The following is a 6,000-nucleotide window of genomic DNA, read 5'->3' as shown; positions in this document are numbered from 1 at the left end:
GCCCGGTTACATTCCGAACCCGGAAGCTAAGCCTTTCAGCGCCGATGGTACTGCAGGGGGGACCCTGTGGGAGAGTAGGACGCCGCCGAACAATCTTTCAGGACCCTTGGTCCCAGCGTTCATGCTGGGACCAAGGGTCCTTTTGTTTTCCTATGAACTTTTCGAAGCGCGTCGGAGTGCCGGCTGCGCGAGAATGACTGCAGTACCCGAAGACAGGAGTCACGTCGATGTCCACCAACTCTCCCGACGACCGTCCGGAGCGCGAGCCGCGTCGTAGGGACGGTGGCGACCAGGGCGGCTACCGGGGGCCCCGTCGTGACGACAACCGAGGCGGCGGCGACAACCGTGGCGGTGGTGGCGGCGGCTTCCGTCGTGACGACAACCGTGGCGGTGGCGGCTTCCGCCGCGACGACCGTGGTGGCGAGCGTCCTCCCTTCCGCCGTGATGACCGGCGCGACGACAATCGCGGCGGTGGTTTCCGTCGTGACGACAACCGTGGTGGGGATACCCGTGGTGGCGGCGGCTTCCGTCGCGATGACCGCGGTGGTGACAACCGTGGTGGTTTCCGCGGCGGTGACACGCGAGGTGGCGGTGGTTTCCGCCGTGACGACCGTGGGGGTGAGCGTCCCCCCTTCCGTCGCGACGACCGCCGTGACGACAATCGCGGCGGCGAGCGGCCGGCGTTCCGTCGGGATGACCGTCGTGACGACCGTGGGGGTGACAACCGTGGCGGTGGTGGCGGTTTCCGCCGCGACGACCGTGGTGGTGAGCGTCCCCCCTTCCGCCGCGATGACCGGCGTGACGACCGTGGGGGTGACAACCGTGGCGGTGGTGGCGGTTTCCGCCGCGACGACCGCGGTGGTGAGCGGCCTCCCTTCCGCCGCGATGACCGGCGTGATGACAACCGTGGCGGCGACAACCGCGGGGGCGGCGGCTTCCGTCGTGACGACCGGCGTGATGACAACCGTGGTGGCTTCCAGCGTGACGACCGTCCGTCGTTCCGTCGGGACGACCGTGGTGGCGAGCGGCCCCCCTTCCGTCGCGATGACCGGCGCGACGAGCGGCCCTCCTTCCGTCGGGACGACCGTCGTGACGACCGGGGTGGCGACAACCGTGGTGGCTTCCAGCGTGACGACCGTCCGTCGTTCCGTCGGGACGACCGTGGTGGCGAGCGGCCCCCCTTCCGTCGTGACGACCGGCGTGACGACAACCGCGGTGGCGAGCGTCCTCCCTTCCGTCGTGATGACAACCGTGGCGGCGACAGCCGTGGCGGTGGCGGCTTCCGCCGTGATGACCGTGGTGGCGAGCGGCCCCCCTTCCGTCGTGACGACCGGCGTGACGACAGCCGTGGTGGATACCGCGGTCGCGACGACCGGGGCGGTTACGGCCGTCGCGACGACCGCGACCGGGACCGTCCGGATCGCGCGCCCATCAAGCGGCTGCCGATCCCGGACGACGTCACGGGTGACGAGATCGACCAGGACGTGCGTCAGGAGCTCATGAGCCTGCCCAAGGGGCTCGCCGAGGATGTCGCGCGCAACCTGGTCATGGTCGCCAACCTGATCGACGAGGACCCCGAGCAGGCGTACGCGTACTCCCGTATCGCTCTGCGGCTCGCGTCCCGCGTCGCCGCCGTCCGCGAGGCGGCCGGATTCGCCGCTTACGCGACGCAGAAGTACTCCGAGGCGCTGGCCGAGTTCCGGGCCGCGCGGCGGATGACCGGTGGTGTCGAGCTGTGGCCCGTGATGGCGGACTGCGAGCGAGGCATGAGCCGCCCGGAGCGGGCGCTGGCGATGGCCGGTGAGCCCGAGGTGCAGAAGCTGGACAAGGCCGGGCAGGTCGAGATGCGTCTGGTCGCGGCCGGTGCCCGCCGGGACATGGGGCAGCTCGACGCCGCCATCGTGACCCTGCAGAGCCCCGAGCTGGCGTCCACCGCCGTACACCCGTGGACCGCGCGCCTGCGGTACGCCTACGCCGACGCGCTCCTCGCGGCCGGTCGTGAGGCCGAGGCCCGTGAGTGGTTCGCCAAGGCGCTCGAGTCGGACAAGGACGGCGCCACGGACGCCTCCGACCGGCTCGCGGAGCTCGACGGTGTCGAGTTCGTGGACGCGATCGACGACCTGGGCGACTCCGAGGACGTCGTCGGGACCGACGCCGTCGACGAGGCGGACGAGGATGACGACGCGGACGAGGACGGCGACGAGATCGAGGTCGTGGACCTCGGTGACGAGGACGACGACACGGACCTCAAGGACTGACGTCGTATGACGAAGGGCGGCACCCCTGGGGGTGCCGCCCTTTTTCGTGCGCTCAGTCCAGCGCGAGGCTCCGCAGGACCAGGCCCGTCGCCGGCTTCGGCCCGAAGGACGTCGACTTGCGCGGCATGGTGACGCCCTGGCGGGCCAGATCCCGTACGACGTCCTCCCGTACCGGATGCATGAGCACCGCCGTACCGCCCCGGCGTACGGCCTGCTCGACGGCGGCCTCCGTGTCGTGGATGTAGCTGATCTCCTCGGGGGTGTCCGGGACGTGCCAGACGTGGTCCAGGAGTGTGGAGTGCAGGACCGTCGCGTCCAGGGTGCGCCATGCCTCCGGGCGGTCCGTGCGGATCGTGCGCGCCAGCAGCACCGGGTCCGGCCGGTCGAGGAGATGGAAGGCACCGTCGCCGGCCAGGAGGAAGGCGTTGCCCGCGGTCGCGGCCGACTCCAGGGACTCCAGGGCCGTCGCCAGGGGGCCCTCCACCCGGCGGACGCGGAAGCCGTCGCCGAGGGCGGCGAGCGCGTCGGCGACGGGGAGGCGGTTCAGGAGCCGGTGGATGGCGCGGACCCGGAGCGGGTAGCGGGCTGTGTCGATGAGGAGGACGAGGCCGTAGTCCCACGGACTGGGTCGCGCGTGCTCCTCGCGCAGCCGCAGATACGTCGCCCAGCGGTGGTGGCCGTCGGCGATCAGCGCCTGGTGCTCCGCGAGGCCGGCGGAGACCGCCGCGAGTTCGGCGGGGTCGGTGATCGCCCACAGCCGGTGACGGAAGCCGTCCTCGGTGGTCGTGGCGAGCAGCGGCTCGGTCCGCGCGGTGCGCTCGATGACCTCGGCGGCTCCGTTCCCGTTGCCCCGGTACGTGAGGAGGAGCGGCTCCAGATTGGCGGCCGTGGTGCGCATCAGCGCGGCCCGGTCCTCGACCACATGCGGCATCACGTCCTCGTGGGGGAGCACGACGCCCTCGTCCGGGGCGGAGAGTTCCAGGGCGCCGATGACGCCGCGCTGCAGGATGCCGTCACCGCTCTGCTCGTACACGTACAGGGCGGGCTCGGGGTCAGGGGCGAGGACGCCGTCGGCGAGCCAGCGGTCGAGGGTGACGGCGGCCTTGCGATGACGGGTTCCGGCGGTGATCGCCTGCGGCAGGATCAGCCGGACGATGTTGTGGGGGTCGGCGGACTCGAGGTGGTGCAGTCCGTCGGGCCGTACGACCACGTCGTACGGGGGAGAGGTCACGGCGGCCAGGCTGCCGACCCGTTCGGGGACGTAGCGCAGTCCACGGAACGGGACCATGTGCAGACCGTCGGCGCGGACGTCGTCGGCCGCGGGACCTGAGGTGTTCATTACGCAATCGTAAGTGGGCGGTGGCAATGAGCGATGATCGGGGGAGACGGGGAATGGCGTGATCGTTTCGCGGCGATGGTTCGTTCGCGGCGATGGTTCGTTCGCGGTGACGGTTCGTTCGCGGTGATGTGAGGAGCACGAGGTCATGGGTGACGGCGGCCAGGGTCGGCAGGGCAGGCAGCGGCCGGGCGGGTGTGCGCGGGCGCTGAGCGAGGCGTACGACACGGCACTGCTCGATCTGGACGGGGTGGTGTACGCCGGCGGGGAGGCGATCCCCTACGCGGTCGAGGCGTTGGCGGCGGCGCGGGACGGAGGGATGCACCTCGCGTACGTCACCAACAACGCGCTGCGGACGCCGGACGCGGTGGCGGCGCACCTCACCGAGCTGGGGGTGCCGGCGGAGGCGGCTGACGTCATCACCTCGGCGCAGGCGGTGGCGCGGCTGATCGCCGACGAAGTGCCCGCCGGTTCACGGGTGTTGGTGATCGGCGGGGAAGGGCTGCGGGTGGCGCTGCGGGAGCGGGGCCTGGTGCCGGTGGAGTCGGCCGACGAGGACGGTCTGGCGGCGGTGGTGCAGGGGTACGGCGGGCCGGAGCTGCCATGGAGCCGGTTCGCCGAGGCGAGCTACGCCGTGGCGCGCGGGGTGCCGTGGTACGCCTCGAACACGGACCTGACGATTCCGGGGGCGCGGGGGATCGGGCCGGGGAACGGAGCGGCGGTCGAGGTCGTACGGATCGCCACGGGCGGAGTCGTGGAGCCGAAGGTGGCGGGCAAGCCGTTGCCGCCGATGCACCGGGAGACGGTGCTGCGCACGGGTGCGGAGCGGCCGTTGGTGGTGGGGGACCGGCTGGACACGGACATCGAGGGGGCGTTCAACGGGGGCGTGGACTCGCTGCTGGTGCTGACCGGTGTGACGGACGTGGCGCAGCTGCTGGCGGCGGTGCCGGAGCACCGGCCGACCTATGTGGACGCGGATCTGCGGGGGTTGCTGGTGGGGCAGCCCGAGGTGATCGAGTCCGCCGGGGGCTTCGTGTGCGGCGGATGGGCGGCGTCGGTGAGCGGGGGCGCGTTCCTCCTGGACGGCGAGGGGGCCGTGATGGACGCGGTACGGGCCCTGTGCGGGGCGGCCTGGTCGGAAGCCGGGGCGGGCGCGTGCGGGGCGGACGCGGGGAAGGCGCTGGAGCGGTTGGGGTGGTGAGGGGCCGTCGGGGTGGTGAGGGTACGGCTGGGTGACGAGGAGGCGGCGAGGACGCGCGAGGGGGCCCTTGGACGGGCTGGGCTGCTCAGAGGCGGTACGGAGATCTAACAGCCGTGGCAGGGTAGGCTAACCTAACCACGTGTTGGTCGAGAGTCCCTCCCGAGCGAGCGCGGAGCCGACCGCCTCTGCCCAGTCGCCGACGCGCCGGCATTCCGTGCGCGCCGTCGGCCTGGTGGCGGCCGTCGGAGTCCTGCTGCTGGTCTGTGTCCTGAGCATCATGATCGGCGCCAAACCGGTGCCGCTCGCCGATGTGTGGCACGGGCTGTTCCAGAACACCGGTGTCGGGAACGACGTCATCATCCATGACGTACGCGTCCCCCGTACCCTCCTCGGACTGCTCGTCGGCATGGCCCTCGGCCTCTCCGGGGCCGTGATGCAGGGCCTCACCCGCAACCCGCTCGCGGAGCCGGGCCTCCTCGGCGTCAACGCCGGGGCCGCCGCGGCGGTCGTCTCGGCGATCGCGTTCCTCGGGGTCACGGACGCCGGCGACTACGTGTGGTTCGCGTTCCTCGGCGCCGCCGTCGTCTCCGTCGTCGTGTACGTCCTCGGCGGCAGCCGCAGTTCGACCCCCGTGCGCCTCGCGCTCGCGGGAACGGCCGCCACCGTCGCGCTCTACGGCTACGTCAACGCCGTGCAGCTGCTCAACTCGGCCGCCCTGGACCGGCTCCGCTTCTGGACCGTCGGCTCGCTCGCCTCCGCCGACATGGAGACCGTGCGCCGGGTGGCGCCCTTCATCGTCATCGGCGTCGTGCTCGCCCTGCTCATCTCCCGGCCCCTCAACGCCATGGAGATGGGCGACGACACCGCCCGAGCCCTCGGCGCCCACCTCAACCGCACCCGCATCATGGCCATGGCGGCCGTCACGCTGATGTGCGGCGCCGCGACCGCCGCGTGCGGGCCGATCGTCTTCCTCGGGCTGATGGTCCCGTATCTCGTACGGGCCATCACGGGCCCGGACATGCGCTGGATCCTCCCGTACGCCGCCGTTCTCTCACCCGCCCTCCTCCTGGGCTCCGACGTGATCGGCCGGCTCGTCGCCCGCCCCGCGGAGCTCCAGGTCGGCATCGTCACGGCGCTGATCGGCGGGCCCGTCTTCATCCATCTCGTACGCCGCAAGAGGATGGCCCAGCTGTGACCTCCAAGGC

Annotated in this window: 4 protein-coding genes, 1 rRNA gene and 1 pseudogene; 5 read left to right on the top strand and 1 reads right to left on the bottom strand. The window is 71.8% G+C overall.

All coding sequences use genetic code 11. The features are described from left to right. The 3 genes and pseudogenes from rrf to ACZ4VW_RS29900 form a co-directional block, all read left to right on the top strand. Window positions 1-91 (top strand): 5S ribosomal RNA (gene rrf / locus ACZ4VW_RS29910); the annotation flags it as partial. Between the two features lie 580 nt (window positions 92-671). Beyond that, window positions 672-1,199: pseudogene (locus tag ACZ4VW_RS29905) on the top strand (DEAD/DEAH box helicase); the annotation flags it as partial. A 300-nt stretch (window positions 1,200-1,499) separates the two neighbouring features. Next, window positions 1,500-2,258, top strand: coding sequence for a tetratricopeptide repeat protein (locus ACZ4VW_RS29900; RefSeq protein WP_467967807.1), 759 nt, complete (start codon window positions 1,500-1,502; stop codon window positions 2,256-2,258). Window positions 2,259-2,310: 52 nt separating this feature from the next. On the opposite strand, the gene ACZ4VW_RS29895 is transcribed toward ACZ4VW_RS29900, so the two are convergent. After that, entirely contained in the window at window positions 2,311-3,597 is a 1,287-nt protein-coding gene (locus ACZ4VW_RS29895) for a DUF1015 domain-containing protein (RefSeq protein ID WP_467967792.1), read from the bottom strand. Between the two features lie 145 nt (window positions 3,598-3,742). Between ACZ4VW_RS29895 and ACZ4VW_RS29890 the strand changes: the two genes are divergently transcribed. Then, window positions 3,743-4,795, top strand: coding sequence for an HAD-IIA family hydrolase (locus tag ACZ4VW_RS29890; RefSeq protein WP_467967790.1), 1,053 nt, complete (start codon window positions 3,743-3,745; stop codon window positions 4,793-4,795). Between the two features lie 139 nt (window positions 4,796-4,934). Beyond that, window positions 4,935-5,990: a FecCD family ABC transporter permease gene (locus ACZ4VW_RS29885; RefSeq protein WP_467967788.1), complete on the top strand. Its 1,056-nt coding sequence runs from the start codon at window positions 4,935-4,937 to the stop codon at window positions 5,988-5,990. Window positions 5,991-6,000 lie beyond the last annotated feature (10 nt).

It is taken from the genome of Streptomyces sp. NPDC029139, assembly GCF_055564335.1.
Note: the sequence above shows the minus strand (reverse complement) of the source record. Positions and strands in the feature narration are given on the sequence as shown.

Coding starts and splice junctions, on each gene's coding strand:
- ACZ4VW_RS29900 (WP_467967807.1), top strand. CDS start 1,500: ATGAGCCTGCCCAAGGGGCTCGCCGAGGATGTCGCGCGCAACCTGGTC.
- ACZ4VW_RS29895 (WP_467967792.1), bottom strand. CDS start 3,597: ATGAACACCTCAGGTCCCGCGGCCGACGACGTCCGCGCCGACGGTCTG.
- ACZ4VW_RS29890 (WP_467967790.1), top strand. CDS start 3,743: ATGGGTGACGGCGGCCAGGGTCGGCAGGGCAGGCAGCGGCCGGGCGGG.